We start from the raw sequence: 15,437 nt of genomic DNA, 5'->3' as shown, positions 1-15,437 counted from the left end.
GAAGGGAAAAAACGCTGCCTATGGTACGGTCACCGCGTGGCATCCGACGCCAGTCGTCAAGACTCCTCCAAGGTTTCCGCGAAGTCCGCCCGGGCCGGCGTCGGGGGACTTCTCAAAGGCTTCGTCCAGCACCCCGTCATCGTTTCCCGCGTCGTCGTGACCAAGGTCAAGTCCGACCCCGTCCGCGTGGCGCAGGCCGCCGCCGACGCGCTCCCGCCCAAGCTGCGCCCGTTCGTCGGCAGCGTGGCCTGGCCCGCCGCCCGCGGCGCCCGGCGCATGGTCCGCAAGCTCGGCATGCGCATGATCAAGGCGCCGTGGAACGAGGCGAAGGCCCACTGGGACGCCGGCCGGGTCGCCCAGGCCGCCGAGGTGCTCGACGCGCACACCAAATATCCCTTCGTCAAGCGCAGGGCCGCCTACTACCGCGGTGAGCTGGCCGCCATCAGCCCCGACCCGATCCCGCCGGCGCCGAAGGTGGCCATCGGCGGGCGCGTCGAGGGCCGCGTGCTGCACCTGGTCACCAACGCGCTGCCGTACACGCAGGCCGGTTACACCGTGCGCACCCACAGGATCGTCACCTCCCAGAAGGCGGCCGGGCTCGACCCGCACGTCGTGACGAGCTGGGGCTGGCCCATGCTCCAGGGGCACGCCGACGCGCCCGCGCAGGAGGAGATCGACGGCATCCCCTACTACCGCCTGCTGCCCGACGGGCACGGCGAGGTGCCGTTCGAGATGCGCGGCCGCATGGTCAAGGGCGCCGAGGGCGTCACCCGCCTGGTCGAGCAGCTGCGCCCGCAGGTCCTGCACGCCGCCACCGACCACCGCAACGGCTCGGTCGCCCACGCCGTCCGCGACCGGACGGGCACCCCGTTCGTCTACGAGGTGCGCGGCTTCCTGGAGGAGACGTGGGCCTCCCGCGACCCGATCCGGGTCGGCAGCCAGCGGCACGTGCTCCAGCGTGAGCGCGAGGCGTTCCTCATGCGGGAGGCTGACGCGGTCGTCACGCTGGCCGAGACGATGGCCACGGAGATCGTCGAGCGCGGCGTGCCCAGGGAACGCATCCACCTGGCGCCCAACGCCGTCGACGACACCCTGCTGTCGGCCCACTACGACGGCGCCTCGTTCCGCGACGCGTACGGCATCGCCCCCGGCGAGATCGTGGTCGGCTCGGTGTCCAGCATCGTGGCCTACGAGGGCTTCGCGACCCTGCTGCGCGCCGCCGCGCTGCTGCGCGACGACCGCACGCCCGTGCGGGTGCTCATCGTGGGCGACGGCGCCGAGCGGGAGAACCTGCTCGCCCTGGTCGAGGAGCTGGGGCTGCGCGACGCCGTCCTGCCCGGCCGGGTCGGCCCCGACGAGGCGCTGCAGGCCCAGGACGCCATCGACATCTTCGCCTGCCCGCGCGAGGACCTGCGGGTCTGCCGGCTCGTCACGCCCCTGAAGCCGGTCGAGGCGATGGCGCTCGGCAAGCCGGTGGTGCTCAGCGATCTGCCCGCGTTGTCCGAGCTCGTCGGCTCCGACGGAGCCGGCCTGCTGGTGCCCGCCGGCGACCCGGCCGAGCTGGCCAAGGCGATCGCCGGCCTGCGCGAGGACCCGGCCAGGCGGGCGGAGATGGGCGAGGCCGGACGCGCCGAAGTCGCCGCGAAGCGGACCTGGAGCCGCGTTGCCGAGACTTATCAAGCTCTATACCGATCGCTTGCCGAAAGATGACCTCCACGTTGGCTGTACGTTGTGACGGGTTCGGTCGCATTAGGCGTGAGCTAGGTGGACTTGAGATAACCTTTGCGACCATGAAGTGTTGTTTCCGGCTCTCGAAGGCACTGCTGTGACAGAAATCGACTTGGCTGTCATCGGCCTCGGCTACGTCGGCATGCCGCTCGCGAAGGAAGCGGTGGCCGCCGGGCTGCGGGTCGTCGGCGTGGACGTGGACCCCCGGAAGGTCGACGCGCTCAACGCCGGGCAGTCCTACATCGATGACCTGACCGACGCTGACCTCGATCACATGCTGGCGAACGGATTCAGCGCGACGCTGGACGACTCCGTGCTGGCCAGAAGCAACACGATCGTCATCTGCGTTCCCACCCCGCTGGACGAGGACCACCGTCCCGACCTGTCCGCGGTCGAGGGCGCGACCAAGGCCGTCGCCCGCAACCTCAGCAAGGGCACGCTCGTCGTGCTCGAATCCACCACCTGGCCCGGCACCACCGACGAGGTGGCCCGCCCGCTGCTGGAGCAGTCGGGCCTGGCCGCCGGCGTGGACTTCCACCTGGCCTTCTCGCCCGAGCGCATCGACCCGGGCAACCCGAAGTTCGGGCTCAAGAACACCCCGAAGGTCGTGGGCGGCTACACGCCGGTCTGCCGCGACCGGGCGACGGCGTTCTACAAGCAGTTCATCGAGCAGGTGGTGCCGGTCAGCGGCACCCGCGAGGCCGAGATGGCCAAGCTGCTGGAGAACACCTACCGGCACGTCAACATCGCCCTCGTCAACGAGATGGCGATCTTCTGTGACGAGCTCGGCATCAACCTGTGGGAATCGATCGAGGCCGCGGCCACCAAGCCGTTCGGCTTCCAGAAGTTCCTGCCGGGGCCGGGCGTCGGCGGTCACTGCATCCCCGTGGACCCCTCGTACCTGTCCTACACCGTGCGCAAGCTCGGGTACCCGTTCAGGTTCGTGGAGCTGGCCCAGGAGATCAACGAGCGCATGCCGTCCTACGTGGTGGCCCGCGTCCAGCGACTGCTGAACAGACATAAGAAGCCCGTGAACGGCGCCCGAGTGGTTATGCTCGGCGTCACGTACAAACCGGATATCGCCGACGAACGGGAAACTCCGGCTCTGCCTGTGGCGCGTGCGCTGCTGGAGCTGGGGGCCGACCTCTCGTTCGCCGATCCGTACGTCAAGGAGTGGTCGGTCGACGGCACTCCGGTGCCACGGGAAGAGGATCTGACCGAGGCCGTGGTCAACGCCGACGTGACGCTGCTGCTGCAGCAGCACGCCGCGTTCGATCTGGCCATGGTCGAGGCGAAGGCCAAGCTCGTGCTGGACACCCGCGGTGTGCTCACCGAGGGTGAACGCGTCGAGCGGCTGTAGCGACGGAGGGCTGCGCGCAGTGCACGTGCTCGTCATGACGGTGGTGCATAACCCCGAGGACGCGAGAATTCTGCATCGGCAGATCCGTGCCCTCGTGGATGCCGGTCATGAGGTCACGTATGCCGCCTCCTTCTCGGCGCACGGGGTCGTACCGCGTCCATGGGTCAACGGCGTCGATCTGCCCAGGGCTGCCCAGCGCAAACGCATGGCGGCCGTCTGGGCCGCCCGGCGGCTGTTCAAGCGCATGCGGAACAAGGTCGACCTGGTCATGATCCACGACCCGGAGCTGCTGTTCGCGGTCTGGGGCGTGCGCAACCGGCCGCCGGTGGTCTGGGACGTGCACGAGGACACCCCGGCGACGTTGTCGCTCAAGCCGTGGCTGCCCTCGTTCCTGCGCCCGCCGGTGCGCTTCTTCGCCCGCATGCTGGAGGGCACGGCCGAGCGGCACATGCACCTGCTGCTGGCCGAGACCGCCTACGCGGGCCGGTTCAAGCACGCCCATCTGATCGTGCCGAACGAGACCTGGGTGCCGGACTCGGTGACGCCTCCGGGCGACGACCGGGTGGTCTACCTCGGGTGGTTGTCGCGGGCGCGCGGGGTGTTCGAGGCCGTCGAGGTGGCCAAGCTGCTGCAGCCGTACCGGGTGACGGTGGAGCTGATCGGGTACGCCGATCCGCAGAGCCGTCCCATGCTCAACCAGGCCGTCGCCGACGGCCTGCTGGAGTGGCGTGACTTCATGCCCAACGACGAGGCGCTCAAGCGGCTCGACGGGGCGCTGGCCGGGCTGTCGCTGCTGCACGACGAGCCCAACTACCGGCACTCGATGCCCACCAAGATCGTGGAGTACATGGCGCACGGCATCCCGGTCATCACGACGCCGTCGCCGCGCGCGGTCGAGCTCGTGGAGCGGTACGACAGCGGCGTCGTCGTGCCCTGGGAGGACCCGAAGGCCGTCGCGCAGGCGGCGCTGACGCTGCGGGACGACGTGCGCGAGCGGCGGGCGCAGGGCGCTCGCGGGTACGCCGCGGCCCGCGCGAACCACCACTGGCCGAACTCGGCCAAGCGGTTCGTGACCCAGCTCGAGGCATGGGCCGGGATCACGCGATAGCGGTTTATCTCCGGCAGATCACGAGAGCGGTAGGTTCCTGAACGTGCGATGGCTCTTCCTGCTCGTGGGCGCAGCCGTCCTGGCGGTGGTCGCGGTGGCGATCATCCTCTTCCCGTCGTCGTCGTCCGAGCGGCCGGTCGCGTCCTCGTCGAGCACGCCGAAGCCGTCCAGGACCGTCTCGACGCCGCCGCCGCCGAAGGTCAAGGAGTTCACCGACCCCTGTGGAACGTTCGACACCACGACCAAGAACTTCTACGCCGTCACCGGCTACTGGATCACGCCGAAGTCGAACCCGTGCACCTGGCGTCACCAGCTCCAGGAGATCCACCGCGCCGGCGGCGACACGATCATCAGGATCGGGTACGGCCTGCAGTTCCGCGGCGTCTCCGACACCGGTGAGGTGCTGTCGAAGGACGGGACGCTCGACCCGCTCTACAAGGCGTGCGAGGAAGACGGCCTGAGCTGCCACGACGCGGCCGAACGGGACCTGCGCAAGGCCAACCCCGGCAACCGGATCGGGCGCACGTACGTCTACCGCACCGACGAGGCGTTCGGCGGCGGCCTGTTCCGCTGCCCCAAGATGGAACACAGCGTCAAGGCCGGCGACCGCATCTACTACCGCATGGTCGCCCCTCCGGACGGCTCCGACGACGCCACCTGCGACTTCAGCAAGAAGGCCACGTCGTACGACCTGATCCTGGTGGCCGGCTCGGCCAAGGACAGCCTGAACGAGCTGCTCGACCTGGCCGACCAGTTCAGCATGCGGGTGTTCCCGGCGCTGCCGCTCGCCCCGCGCGACTCCGAGACGCCGACCAGGGCGAACAAGCGGCACATCGGCACCCTCACCACGCTGACCCGGCGCATCCTGCAGGACTACGGCGTGCGTTTCGCCGACCGGCAGGCCCTGGGCGGCGTCTACCAGCCGTTCGAGGTCCAGATGGCGGCCACGCTGGCCACCAACCCCACCCTTGAGGTGTACGCCGACCAGCACCGGATCGTGGAGCAGGAGCTGGGCAAGCCGATCCTGATCAGCCCGTACCTGGACGCGCGCAAGCGGGTCGGCTTCGGCCAGACGCCGGCCCAGGTGGCCGAGGCGTTCAAGGCGCTGGCGCGGACCGGCGTCGGCATCATCGCCCCGCAGGACAGCCGGGGCACCGGCAAGGTCGGCCTGTTCTGGCCGGACGAGCGCGACACCGAGGTGGACGACCGGCTGCGTCCGGTGGTGGGCGAGGCCACGTACGGCACCGCGTACCACGGCTCGACCCGCGACTACTACCGGGAGATGGCCAAGGCCCGCGACGAGATGCTCCAGGCCGGTCACGAGGTGGAGCTGTGGGCGAACGTGGAGGCGTTCGAGCCGTCCGGCAAGCAGCCGTGCGCCCCGCAGGGCACCCGCGGCCAGACGGACAAGAAGCGCCTCGACCAGGCCGTCACGATGGCCGGCCGGTACGTCCAGAAGATCGTTTCCTACATGTGGAGCGACTTCATGACCTGCGGCGACCCCTCCCTCCAGGACGAGATCGCCGGCGACTGGCAACGCCCGATCGCCGTGGACGCCATCAGGCGGGCCCGCGACCCCCAGGACGGCGTCGAGGTGCGCGGCTACAACCTCGACGGCAGCACCGTGCTCGTCGAATGGTCCGGCGGCACCAAGGAGCTGGTGGTCTCGGCCGTCGGCTGGCTGGACAAGGACCCGCTGGAGGAGCATCCGGCCCGGATGGCGACGGCCTGGGTGCCGTTCGACTGGACCCAGGTGCCGCCCGGGGAATGGGTCAAGATAGGGATCAAGGGGGCGTCCGGCAAGGAGGCCACGACGCCGCTCCACGTACGCATATCCGCATAGGGCAGACGGGACTCCGTGTAACGTGCCGTCCATGGTCCCGAGCATCCCGGTCAGCGTCGACCTGGTCGTGCTCACCGTACGCAACCACGCACTCAGCGCCCTGGTGTGGCGGCGCGACAACCCGCCGTTCCTGCGCCGCTGGTCGCTGCCGGGCGGCTTCATCCAGCTCGACGAGGACCTGCCGGCCGCCGCCCACCGCGTGCTGGCCGAGCGGGCCGGCCTCCCGGGCGCCCCGGTGCACCTGGAGCAGCTCCAGACGTACGGATACCCCGACCGCGACCCGCGCCAGCGCGTGCTGAGCGTCGCCTACCTGGGCCTGGCCCCCGACCTGCCGGCCTCGGAGAAGGCGCACATGAGCTGGCAGCCGGTCGAGGCGCTGGCCGTCATGGCCTTCGACCACCGCCGCATCATGCTCGACGGGGTCGACCGCGCCCGCGCCAAGCTGGAGTACACGTCCCTGGGGGCGGCCTTCTGCCCGCCGGAGTTCACCGTCGCGGACCTGCGCCGGGTGTACGAGATCGTCTGGGGGCGCCCCCTCGATCCCCGGAACTTCCACCGGAAGGTCACCAAGGCCGAGGGTTTCCTGGTGGAGACCGGCGCCACCACCACCAGAGACGGCGGCCGCCCCGCCAAGCTCTACCGCCGCGGCCCCGCCGAGCTCCTCCACCCGCCCATGCTCCAGGAGTGACCGCCCGCCCGTGAACATCCCGAACGGTCCCATGGACGTCATCGAGACCCCTCGCCTGTCGCTGGAGCCCCTGCGGATCGAGCACGCCGCGGAGATGGCGGCCGTGCTCGACGACCCGCGCCTGCACGAGTTCATCGGCGGCGCCCCCGCCACCGAGCCGGAGCTGCGCGCCCGTTACGAACGTCTGGTCGCGGGCCCGCCCGGCTGGCGCAACTGGGTACTCCGCCTGCGCGCCGACGGCCGGCTGACCGGCTACGTGCAGGCGACCGTCGAGGCGGGCACGGCCGAGATCGCCTGGGTGGTCGCGGTGCCCTGGCAGGGCCGTGGCCTGGCCGCCGAGGCCGCCCGCGCCCTGGTCTCCTGGTGCGACACACACGACATCGGCACGGTTGTCGCCCACATCCATCCCGGCCACGCGGCCTCCGCCGCGGTCGCCGCCCACGCCGGCCTCCACCCCACCGACCTCGTGCACGACGGGGAGACGCGCTGGGAACGCGTCCGGCCGTGAGCCGTCTCGACGTGCGGGGGCTGGCGGATGCTTCATCGGGCGTGGCCTTTTAAGGTAGTTCTATGCCTCGTTTCCGCCACATCCTGGACACCATGCCCCCCTACAAGCCGGGCAAGGCCGTGGTCTCCGCCGACGGCCGGTCGTACAAGCTCTCCTCGAACGAATCCCCCTACGACCCGCTGCCCTCCGTGGTCGAGGCCGTCGCCGAGGGCGCCCGGCAGATCAACCGCTACCCCGACCCCGGCGCCGTCGGGCTGACCGAGGCCCTCGCCGAGCGGTACGACGTGCCGTTCGAGCACATCGCGCTGGGCGCCGGCTCGGTCACGGTGGCCCAGCAGCTGTTCGAGTCGGTCGGCGAGCCCGGCGTCGAGGTCGTCTACGCGTGGCGGTCGTTCGAGGCGTACCCGTTGCTGGCCGACCTGTCGGGGGTCACGTCCGTCCAGGTGCCGCTGGCCGGTGAGGACCACGACCTGGACGCCATGGCCGAGGCGATCACCGACCGCACCCGCATGGTCTTCGTGTGCAACCCCAACAACCCCACCGGCACCGCGATCCGCCGCGACGCCCTGGTGTCCTTCCTCGACCGCGTGCCGGAGCACGTGCTCGTGGTGCTGGACGAGGCCTACCGCGAGTACGTCCGCGACGAGGACGTCCCCGACGGCCTGACGCTCTACCGCGACCGGCCGAACGTCTGCGTGCTGCGCACCTTCTCCAAGGCGTACGGCCTGGCGGGCCTGCGGGTCGGCTACCTGATCGGGCACGAGCCCGTGGCCGCGGCCGTCCGCAAGACGATCATCCCGTTCGCCGTCAACCACCTCGCGCAGATCGCCGCCGTCGCCTCACTGAAGGCCGAGGACGAGCTGCTGGAGCGGGTCGAGCGGGTGGTCAAGGAGCGCAGCCGCGTCCGCGAGTCGCTGATCGAGCAGGGCTGGACGGTTCCGCCGACCGAGGCGAACTTCGTCTGGCTGCGGCTCGGCGAGCGCACCCTCGACTTCGCCGCCGCCTGCGCGGTGGAGGGTGTGGCCGTACGGCCGTTCGCGGGCGAGGGGGCCCGGGTGTCCATCGGCGACCCCGAGGCCAACGACGCCTTCCTCGCCGCGGCCAAGGAGTTCCGCGGTTAGGCGCTGACCTCTTCGGCGAGGGCCGCGGTCCTGGTCCTGGCGCGTCGTTCGGTGGAGACCACCAGGGCGACGCCCACCAGGATCACCGCCCCGCCGGCGATGATCTGCGGGGTCACGCTCTCGTTCACGACCAGCACGCCGAGGATGACGGCGACGACCGGGTTGACGTAGGCGTACGTGGAGACCAGCGAGATGGGCGCGTTCCCCAGCAGCCAGGTGTAGGCGGTGAAGCCGACCAGCGATCCGACCAGCACCAGGTAGGCCAGCGCCGCCCAGGAACGCCCGGAGATCGCCGCCAGGTCGAGCCGTTCGCCGAGCGCCGTGCCGGTCACGGCCAGGCCCGCGCCGCCGACCAGCATCTCGATCGAGCTGGCCGCGAACGGGTTGGCGGGCATGGGGATGCGCGCCGACAGGAACGAGCCGACCGACCACGAGAACGAGGCGACCAGGATCACCACGATCCCGGTGACGTCGACCGACTGGCCGCCGGTCAGCGACAGCGCCGCGACGCCGCCGAACCCGACGAGCACGCCGGCCAGCGTCAGCACGGCCGGCCGGTCCCTGACCAGGATCCGGAACACGACGAGCCAGAGCGGCACCGAGGCCACGAGCAGCGCGGCCAGGCCGCTGGAGATGTGCTGCTCGGCCACGGCGACCATGCCGTTTCCGCTGGTCAGCAGGAGCAGGCCGACCAGCCCGGCGCCGCAGACCTGCCGCCACGACACCCGGAACGGCTCCAGGCCCTTCCTGATCAGCAGGAAGCCGCCGAGCAGCAGCGCGGCCGTCACGAAACGCAGCGCGCCGCTCAGCATGGGGGGCATGGTCTCGATGGCGATCCTGATGCCGAGGTAGGTCGAACCCCACACCACGTACACGATCGCCAGGGCGCTCCAGACAAGGACGGGAGCCCGGCTGTCAGTGGTGTTCGCACTCATGGGTCATGACTTTATCGGGCGACTCCGACAAAGCACCTGCGGGTATCGGACTTAGGACTTTGGCGCGATATTAGCGACAGGCGGCTTTCGTGCCACTGTTGAGCGGGCGGGCCGGCTGAGACGATCGCGACTGACCAGCAATGAAGGGAAATGTCGTAGATGTCAGCCGTCACCTCCACCCCGGCCGCCGCCAACGCCGCCGCCCTCGCCCACTTCGCCGCCCGCCTGGCCTTCGAGACCGACGTCTCCGACGTGGCCGCCGACCTGGCCGCCGGCGCGCCGGGCGTCGTGGTCGTGGACTCGCGCAGCCGGGAGAGCTGGGACCAGGGGCACGTCCAGGGGGCGGTGCACCTGCCGACGGCCGAGATCGCCGCAGTAGCCGCCGCGCTGGTCCCCCGGGACGCCACCGTCGTCACCTACTGCTGGGGCCCCGGCTGCAACGGCGCCACGCGGGCCGCACTGGAGTTCGCCAGGCTCGGTTACGCGGTCAAGGAGATGCTCGGCGGCTTCGAGTACTGGGCCAGGGAGGGCTTTCCGGTCGAGACCGCCTCGGGGGTGAGCCGGCGGCCGATCGACGCCCTGACGGCGCCGGTGTCGGGGATCGCGTGCGCCTGCTGAAGTCGGTGCGGGGGATCGCGTGCGCCTGCTGAAAGCGTCCCAGGCGGGTTGTGGTGACCGGCTATATCCGGACATGCCCGCCGGTCCGACAGTGCCGCCAAACCGCCTCACAGCCCCTTACGGACGCCTTCCGTAAAAAGGGTGGCGCCGAAGGGGCTGTGCGGGAAAGTTTGGCGCCCCCGTCCGAATCCCGTCGATCGGGGGCGTGGGAGAACATACCCGCATCTACTCGGGTCAACCAATAAGTCCCCAAGAGTCAAGGGGATTGTCTGTACCTTTGACTCCTCAGGTCAAGAAATCGGCACCCGTCGCCCCTGAAATGGGGCGACGGGCCCCGTACGGTCACCGCGGGCCGAGCTTCTCCACGATGAGCCGATAGAGCTGGCGCGGACGCCCCGGCTGCGGGGTGCGGTTCGGCGGAAGCGGCCACGCGAGTCCCTCGTCAACCAGCGTGCGCAGCAACCGCCGAGCCGTGCGCGGCGTCACCCCGAGCATCTTGCCCGCGCCCTCGGCGTCGACCACCGTGTCGCCGCCTTCGAGCTTGGCCGCCAGCCTGGCCAGTACCTCCACGCCCTTCGGCTTGAGCGCGGTCGACCCGGTGGGCGGCATCCGGGGGCCGGGATGAGGGCCCGGCCCTCGCGGTCCACCGCGAACCCCTGGGCCTGCTTGCCCGCCTGGGTACGGGCCAGCGCGGCCCGCGCGTGCGACTCCGCGTCGTGTGTCGTCCGCCCCATCCCGACGCCCACCTCGACCGCCAGCCCCAGCTCGTCCCGGATCCGGGCCGCGAAGGGCAGCACCCTGAACCCGTCGGTGGCCGCGGCGATCGAGCCCCTGGTCGCGGTGACCAGGTAACTGTGATCGTCGATCGGCCAGACCGTCGCGTTGATCCGGTTCGCCTCCTGGACCAGCAGCCGGTGCAGCGACAGCCGCAGCTCGTCGCGCCAGTAGCGGGGCGCCGCGCGCCGCACGGGCTCGCGCAGCGTCGGCACCTCCACCAGCACCACGGTGAGCTGTGACTCCTCCAGCCGGTGATGCGCCCCGAGCAGCGCCGCGGTGTGCAGCGCCGTCCGGACCGCGGCCGAGGTCGGCCTGATCCTGATGACCGGCACGCCCGCGGCGTGCAGGCGTTCGGCCACCGCGGGCAGGCACGTCAGTGCCCCCGAGGTGGCTCCCTGACGGGCCAGCCGTTCGTGGTAGGCCGCGATCGTGCCCGTGGCTCCGGGCTCGTCGCGGCTGTGCACGTCCGTGGCCGGTATGCCGAGGTCGGTGTACGCCTCCTCGACATCCGCCCTGCTGACCACGTCGACGCTGACCCGTTGCGGGTCCATCCGAGTGTCAAGTGCGGCCTTCGCCAGCGCCGCCACCAATGCCGCTCCGCCGAGTTGCACGTAGGTCGCGGGCATCGTCAGCACGCCTGATCGCCTGGCCAGGTCATAAGGGACCGGGCTGGCGAACAGACACGCGTCGACACCGGGACCGAGCCGCGTCACCTTGTCGGGCGCCTCCTGCTCATCGCGGTACGCGGCCGCGACCAGGCGACACGGCAGCGGTGCCGCGGCGTGACCCATCAGCATGACTCGCTCGACCAGGTCGTGGGGTCCGACCACGCCGATGGTGAGGTCCGGTGTCATGGCGCCCGGGCGTGACACTCGGGGAGTTTCTTCGGCCCTCTCGACCAATGTTCGTCCCATCCTGCCGTCCGTTGCAGTGCTCTCTTTTGGAACGATCGCTCGCGGGGGCCGTAATGTCACGCCCGACTTTTCCGGAAAGTCGTTCTGGTTGACCGCCCGACAAGATGTCTCAGCAGCTCAACGCGGTTTTTCTCATGTTTTTTAGCGCTCAGAAATCTCTCGTGTAATGTCCGCGCCGAGCGCGCGCATTCGCGCCGCGAGATGTGCGTGGCCGCGATCGATGAGGTATCCGGACTCGATGACGGTCTCTCCTTCGGCCGCCAGACCGGCGAGCACGAGCGCGATACCGGAGCGCAGATCGTGGGCCGTGACTTGTGCGCCCTTGAGCGGAGTGCGCCCGCGTACGACGGCCCTGCTGCCGTCGACCTCGACGTCGGCGCCCATCTTGTTGAGCTCGCCGGCCAGGGCGAAGCGGCCGTCGAAGATGCGCTCGTGGATGTAGCTCGTGCCGTCGGCCAGGGCGGCCACCGTCATCATCGGCGACTGCAGGTCGGTCGCGAACCCGGGATAGGTGTCGGTGATGATGTTGATGGGCCGCAGCGGACGGTCGCACCGCACGTGCAGCACCGCGCCCTGCCGGGCGAAGTCGACGCCCATCTGCTCCAGCTTGTAGCGGACGACGCCCAGGTCGAGGCCGGTGCCCACGAGGCTGAGCTCGCCGCCGGTGATCGCCGCGGCCATCGCGAACACGCCCGCGTCGAGCCGGTCGGGCATCACGGTGTGCTCGACGGCGTGCAGCTCCTCCACGCCCTCGACGGTGATGAACCCGGTGCCGCCGCCGCTGATGCGCGCGCCCATCTTGGTGAGCATGTCGATGACGTCGAGCACTTCCGGCTCAAGGGCCGCGTTCTCGATCACCGTCGTGCCCTTGGCCAGGGCGGCGGCCATGATCAGGTTCTCGGTGCCGGTGTGGGAGGGCGTGTCGAGGTAGAGCGTCGCGCCGGTCAGGCCGCTGGCCTTGACGTGGATGACGGTCTCGCCCTCGTCGACGACCGCGCCCAGCCGCTTGTAGCCCAGGTAGTGGAAGTCGAGGTTGCGGCTGCCGAGGTTGCAGCCGCCCACGCCCTCCACGATCGCCTCGCCCAGCCGGTGGAGCAGCGCGGGCGTGAACAGCACCGAGCCGCGGAACCGGCGCGCGATCTCGGCCGGCAGCACGGGGCTGCTCAGCCGGGAGGCGTCGATGACCAGCGTGCGCTCGGACTCGTGCAGCTCCACGTACGCGCCGATCGTCTCGGCCAGCTCGACCGCGCGCCGGACGTCTTCGATGATCGGCACGTTCCGCAGCACGGTACGGCCCTTGGCGGCGAGCAGAGCCGCACCGATCATGGGAAGCACGGCGTTCTTCGCGCCCTGGATGAACGCGGTTCCACGCAGTGCGTTGCCACCGCGCACGCGGTAACGGACCATTTCGTGCGGCTCCTTGAAATCAACGGTGAGGCTCGATCGGGCCAACAGTAGTGGCTGACACCAGGTGACCCAGCCGAATCATCCGCTAAAGGGAGCCCCCGTGACGCGCTCATACGCTTCTAGGTATCGCTGCCTTGTGCGCTCGACAACGTGCTTGGGAAGTCGAGGTGGGGGGTTTCCTGAGGATTTGTCCCATCCGGATTCGGGCGAGAGTAGCCAATCACGTACATATTGCTTATCGAAAGAAGGTTGCGCCCGGCCCGGCTGCCATTCGTCGGCCGGCCAGAACCGCGACGAGTCCGGCGTCAGCACCTCGTCGCCCAGCGTCAGCACGCCGTCGGCGTCGAAGCCCAGCTCGATCTTGGTGTCGGCCAGGATGATGCCGCGCTCACGGGCGATCTCCGAGCCGCGCGTGTAGACGTCGAGCGTGATGCGCCGCAGCTCGTCGGCCGTCTCCGCGCCGACCTCGGCGACGACCTGCTCGAAGGAGATCGGCTCGTCGTGCTCTCCCTGCGGGGCCTTCGTCGAGGGGGTGAAGATCGGCTCCGGCAGCCGGGAGCCGTCCTCCAGCCCCGGGGGCAGCGGCACCCCGGAGACCGTGCCGCTCGCGCGGTACTCCGACAGGCCGCCGCCGGTCAGGTAGCCGCGGGCCACGCACTCCACCTGGACCATGCGCAGCGGCTTGCACACCACGCTGCGCGCGTCGTCGCCCCTGGCCAGGATGTGGTTGGGCACGACGTCCTTGAGCTGGTCGAACCACCACAGCGACATCTGCGTGAGGATGGCGCCCTTGTCGGGGATGCCGGGCTCCAGCACGTAGTCGAAGGCCGAGATCCGGTCGGAGGCGACCATCAGCAGCAGGCCCTCGTCGGTCTCGTAGAGGTCGCGTACCTTGCCGGAGTGCAGATGCTTCATCGGGCGATGTCCGTCCTGTGGTGCGAGCCGCGCAGCTCGACGCGGTCGACGAGGTCGTAGGCGTTGCGGCGGGCGCTCGCCTGGTCGGGGCCGTGGCCGACGACGGTCAGCACCCGGCCGCCGTTGGAGACGACCTCGCCGCCGGGGCCGCGCGTGGTGCCGGCGTGGATGACGTACGCGTGCTCGGTCTCGGCCAGGCCGGTGATCACGTCGCCCTTGACCGGCGAGTCGGGATAGTTCTCCGCCGCGATCACCACGGTCACCGCCGAGCCGTCCTTGAACACCGGGTCGAGGCCGAGCTCGCCGGTCGCGCAGGCCATCAGCAGCCCGCCGAGCGGTGTCTCCAGCCGGTCGAGCAGCACCTGGGTCTCGGGGTCGCCGAACCGGGCGTTGAACTCCACCACCTTCGGCCCCTTCCGGGTCAGGGCCAGCCCCACGTAGAGCACCCCCTGGTACGGCAGCCCGCGCCGCCCCAGCTCGGCGATCGTCGGGTGCACGACCTCGCGCATGACCTGCTCGGTCAGCCCTTCCGGCGCCCAGGGGAGCGGCGTGTACGCGCCCATGCCGCCGGTGTTGGGCCCCTCGTCGCCGTCGTAGGCGCGCTTGAAGTCCTGGGCGAGCTGGAGCGGCACCGCCGTGCTGCCGTCGCACAGCGCGAACAGCGACACCTCGGGCCCGTCGAGGAACTCCTCGATGACCACCCGTTCGCAGGCCCGCGCGTGCTCCAGCGCCTGGTCGCGGTCGCGGGTGACGACCACGCCCTTGCCCGCCGCGAGGCCGTCGTCCTTGACGACGTAGGGGGCGCCGAACTCGTCGAGCGCAGCGGCGGCCTCCTCCTCGGTCTCGCACGTACGGGCGCGGGCGGTCGGCACGTCGGCGGCCTTCATGATCTCCTTGGCGAACGCCTTGGAGCCTTCGAGCATGGCCGCCTCGCGGGTCGGCCCGAAGCAGGCGATGCCGGCCTCGCGCACGGCGTCGGCCACGCCCGCGACGAGCGGCGCCTCGGGCCCGATCACGACGAGGTCGGCCGCCAGCCGCCCGGCCAGCTCGGCCACCTGCGCGGGATCGACGGGATCGACGGGATGAACGGTCGCGACGCCTTCGATGCCCGCGTTACCGGGAGCACAGTGGAGCTCGCTGACCTGGGGATCGAGTTTGAGCGAACGGCACAGGGCGTGCTCACGCCCTCCGGAACCAATGACTAGAACGCGCACGTGCCCCATTGTCGCAGGCCCAGCCCCCTCGCCCGGCGCGGGTCCCGGGCGGGTTGCAGGCACGTCGGATGCCGGAACAAGCCCGCATCTTTGTGCGGTTCTACCTGAACCGAGCACCCTCCGGCGAGTATCGTCGTTTGGGTTCACCCGCCTGTGGTAGGTTAAGGCGGCTTTGCGGCGTCTCTTGTGATTGGAGGTGGTCCGGGATGAAACCTGGTGATCCCAGCAGTACGTGCTCTCCCACGTACGCCCCAGTTACCCCCGACCACTCCAATCCGGCAGCCTGATCGTGCCTCCACGC

14 protein-coding genes are annotated in these 15,437 nt (G+C 70.3%); 8 read left to right on the top strand and 6 right to left on the bottom strand.

All coding sequences use genetic code 11. The features are described 5' to 3' along the window. Nucleotides 1-36 precede the first annotated feature (36 nt). From ACNF49_RS03450 to hisC, 7 genes are all read left to right on the top strand, one after another. Nucleotides 37-1,710 (top strand): glycosyltransferase family 4 protein, encoded by a 1,674-nt coding sequence (locus tag ACNF49_RS03450; protein WP_357965970.1) that lies wholly within the window; start codon nt 37-39, stop codon nt 1,708-1,710. 130 nt (nt 1,711-1,840) lie between these two features. Continuing rightward, nucleotides 1,841-3,088: a nucleotide sugar dehydrogenase gene (locus ACNF49_RS03445; RefSeq protein WP_357965973.1), complete on the top strand. Its 1,248-nt coding sequence runs from the start codon at nt 1,841-1,843 to the stop codon at nt 3,086-3,088. A gap of 19 nt (nt 3,089-3,107) precedes the next feature. Further along, complete coding sequence (locus ACNF49_RS03440) at nt 3,108-4,196, top strand: glycosyltransferase (protein ID WP_357965976.1); 1,089 nt, start codon at nt 3,108-3,110, stop codon at nt 4,194-4,196. A gap of 43 nt (nt 4,197-4,239) precedes the next feature. Beyond that, complete coding sequence (locus ACNF49_RS03435; RefSeq protein ID WP_482942772.1) at nt 4,240-6,039, top strand: DUF4434 domain-containing protein; 1,800 nt, start codon at nt 4,240-4,242, stop codon at nt 6,037-6,039. Nucleotides 6,040-6,070: 31 nt separating this feature from the next. Next, nucleotides 6,071-6,727, top strand: a complete 657-nt coding sequence (locus ACNF49_RS03430; RefSeq protein WP_357965982.1) for an NUDIX hydrolase — start codon at nt 6,071-6,073, stop codon at nt 6,725-6,727. A gap of 10 nt (nt 6,728-6,737) precedes the next feature. Then, nucleotides 6,738-7,235, top strand: a complete 498-nt coding sequence (locus tag ACNF49_RS03425) for a GNAT family N-acetyltransferase (RefSeq protein ID WP_482942771.1) — start codon at nt 6,738-6,740, stop codon at nt 7,233-7,235. A gap of 62 nt (nt 7,236-7,297) precedes the next feature. Next, nucleotides 7,298-8,356 carry a histidinol-phosphate transaminase gene (gene hisC, locus ACNF49_RS03420; protein WP_357965987.1) on the top strand — a complete coding sequence of 353 codons (1,059 nt, stop codon included), beginning with the start codon at nt 7,298-7,300 and terminating at the stop codon, nt 8,354-8,356. Here hisC and ACNF49_RS03415 read toward each other — a convergent pair. After that, the gene (locus tag ACNF49_RS03415) at nt 8,353-9,291 is read right to left on the bottom strand and encodes an EamA family transporter (RefSeq protein ID WP_357965989.1); all 939 of its coding nucleotides are present in this window, start codon (nt 9,289-9,291) and stop codon (nt 8,353-8,355) included. The genes hisC and ACNF49_RS03415 overlap by 4 nt on opposite strands. Before the next feature lie 159 nt (nt 9,292-9,450). On the opposite strand from ACNF49_RS03415, the gene ACNF49_RS03410 reads away from it, so the two are divergent. Then, the gene (locus ACNF49_RS03410; RefSeq protein WP_482942770.1) at nt 9,451-9,909 is read left to right on the top strand and encodes a rhodanese-like domain-containing protein; all 459 of its coding nucleotides are present in this window, start codon (nt 9,451-9,453) and stop codon (nt 9,907-9,909) included. 342 nt (nt 9,910-10,251) lie between these two features. On the opposite strand, the gene ACNF49_RS03405 is transcribed toward ACNF49_RS03410, so the two are convergent. From ACNF49_RS03405 to purD, 5 genes are all read right to left on the bottom strand, one after another. Further along, entirely contained in the window at nt 10,252-10,431 is a 180-nt protein-coding gene (locus ACNF49_RS03405; RefSeq protein WP_482942769.1) for a helix-turn-helix domain-containing protein, read from the bottom strand. Beyond that, nucleotides 10,392-11,540 (bottom strand): GTP cyclohydrolase IIa, encoded by a 1,149-nt coding sequence (locus tag ACNF49_RS03400; protein WP_482942768.1) that lies wholly within the window; start codon nt 11,538-11,540, stop codon nt 10,392-10,394. The genes ACNF49_RS03405 and ACNF49_RS03400 overlap by 40 nt, the downstream gene beginning before the upstream one ends. A gap of 201 nt (nt 11,541-11,741) precedes the next feature. Beyond that, nucleotides 11,742-13,007, bottom strand: coding sequence for a UDP-N-acetylglucosamine 1-carboxyvinyltransferase (gene murA / locus ACNF49_RS03395; protein WP_357965993.1), 1,266 nt, complete (start codon nt 13,005-13,007; stop codon nt 11,742-11,744). A 78-nt stretch (nt 13,008-13,085) separates the two neighbouring features. Continuing rightward, nucleotides 13,086-13,922 carry a phosphoribosylaminoimidazolesuccinocarboxamide synthase gene (locus ACNF49_RS03390; RefSeq protein WP_482942767.1) on the bottom strand — a complete coding sequence of 279 codons (837 nt, stop codon included), beginning with the start codon at nt 13,920-13,922 and terminating at the stop codon, nt 13,086-13,088. Next, the gene (gene purD / locus ACNF49_RS03385) at nt 13,919-15,136 is read right to left on the bottom strand and encodes a phosphoribosylamine--glycine ligase (RefSeq protein ID WP_357965999.1); all 1,218 of its coding nucleotides are present in this window, start codon (nt 15,134-15,136) and stop codon (nt 13,919-13,921) included. The genes ACNF49_RS03390 and purD overlap by 4 nt, the downstream gene beginning before the upstream one ends. Nucleotides 15,137-15,437 lie beyond the last annotated feature (301 nt).

The sequence above is a fragment of the Actinomadura sp. ATCC 39365 genome, assembly GCF_054392275.1.
Note: the sequence above shows the minus strand (reverse complement) of the source record. Positions and strands in the feature narration are given on the sequence as shown.

Excerpts from the sequence above, each read along its gene's own strand:
- ACNF49_RS03430 (WP_357965982.1), top strand. The coding sequence starts at position 6,071 with ATGGTCCCGAGCATCCCGGTCAGCGTCGACCTGGTCGTGCTCACCGTA.
- hisC (WP_357965987.1), top strand. The coding sequence starts at position 7,298 with ATGCCTCGTTTCCGCCACATCCTGGACACCATGCCCCCCTACAAGCCG.
- ACNF49_RS03415 (WP_357965989.1), bottom strand. The coding sequence starts at position 9,291 with ATGAGTGCGAACACCACTGACAGCCGGGCTCCCGTCCTTGTCTGGAGC.
- ACNF49_RS03410 (WP_482942770.1), top strand. The coding sequence starts at position 9,451 with ATGTCAGCCGTCACCTCCACCCCGGCCGCCGCCAACGCCGCCGCCCTC.
- ACNF49_RS03400 (WP_482942768.1), bottom strand. The coding sequence starts at position 11,540 with ATGACACCGGACCTCACCATCGGCGTGGTCGGACCCCACGACCTGGTC.
- murA (WP_357965993.1), bottom strand. The coding sequence starts at position 13,007 with ATGGTCCGTTACCGCGTGCGCGGTGGCAACGCACTGCGTGGAACCGCG.
- ACNF49_RS03390 (WP_482942767.1), bottom strand. The coding sequence starts at position 13,922 with ATGAAGCATCTGCACTCCGGCAAGGTACGCGACCTCTACGAGACCGAC.